The organism is Gracilibacillus halotolerans, assembly GCF_014206945.1.
GTDB classification, from domain to species: domain Bacteria; phylum Bacillota; class Bacilli; order Bacillales; family Amphibacillaceae; genus Gracilibacillus; species Gracilibacillus halotolerans.
Window position 1 is genome coordinate 1 of sequence record NZ_JACHON010000057.1, and the last position, 1,136, is coordinate 1,136.

Below are 1,136 nucleotides of genomic sequence, written 5' to 3' on the forward strand. Positions count from 1 at the left end.
CAATGCCTGTCAGAAGGGTCGAAATCCCGAAACCTGATGGCGGTATTCGATTACTAGGCATTCCTACCGTGACTGACCGTATGATTCAACAAGCAACTGCCCAAGTCCTATCACAGATATATGACCCTATGTTCTCGGCACATAGCTATGGTTTTCGTCCAAATCGAAGTGCCCATGATGCAGTAAGGAAGGCAAGGGGATATATCAAAGAAGGATACAGATGGGTTGTGGATATGGACTTAGAAAAGTTCTTTGACAAGGTAAACCATGATAGGCTAATGAGCACCCTCGCACGACGAATAAAGGATAAACCTTTATTAAAGCTAATCCGAAAATACCTTCAAGCTGGTGTCATGATAAATGGAGTAATCTCAACTACGGAGAAAGGAACACCCCAAGGTGGACCGTTAAGCCCATTACTTTCTAATATTGTTCTAGATGAACTAGATAAAGAGTTGGAACTAAGGGGTCATAGGTTTGTCCGCTATGCAGATGATTGTAATATTTATGTTCAGTCAAAACGAGCAGGCGAAAGAACAATGACAAGTATACAAAGGTTTATCGAGAAGAAACTTCGATTGAAAGTAAATGAGGAAAAGTCCTCGGTTGACAGACCTTGGAGACGCAAATTCCTGGGTTTTAGTTTCACATCATCCAAAGAACCGAAGATAAGGATTGCGAAAGCAAGCCTAAAGCGAATGAAGAAGAAAGTAAGAGAAATTACGTCCAGAAAGATGCCATATACTATGGAATATCGGATAGAGAAGCTAAATCAATACCTCATTGGTTGGTGTGGCTATTTTGCATTAGCTGATACCAAGTCGGTATTTACTATGCTAGATAGCTGGATACGAAGAAGACTTCGTATGTGTTTATGGAAGAACTGGAAACGCCCAAAGACAAGGATTCGCAATCTCATTCGTTTAGGAATAAGCAAACACAAAGCTTTTGAATGGGGAAATAGTCGTAAAGGCTATTGGCGAATCTCGAATAGTCCTATATTAGACAGAGCCCTTAACAACTCCTATTGGAGTCGCCAAGGACTAAGAAGTCTACAATCTCGTTATGAAATCTTGCGTTATTTATCTTAATTGAACCGCCGTATACCGAACGGTACGTACGGTGGTGTGAGAGGA

Annotated in this window: 1 protein-coding gene; it reads left to right on the forward strand. The window is 41.1% G+C overall.

Going from position 1 to position 1,136, the window contains the following annotated elements:
* Positions 1–1,091, forward strand: a 1,091-nt coding sequence (ltrA, locus tag GGQ92_RS16260; RefSeq protein ID WP_184251364.1) for a group II intron reverse transcriptase/maturase, incomplete at its 5' end; no start/stop codon positions are given.
* Positions 1,092–1,136: the final 45 nt, after the last annotated feature.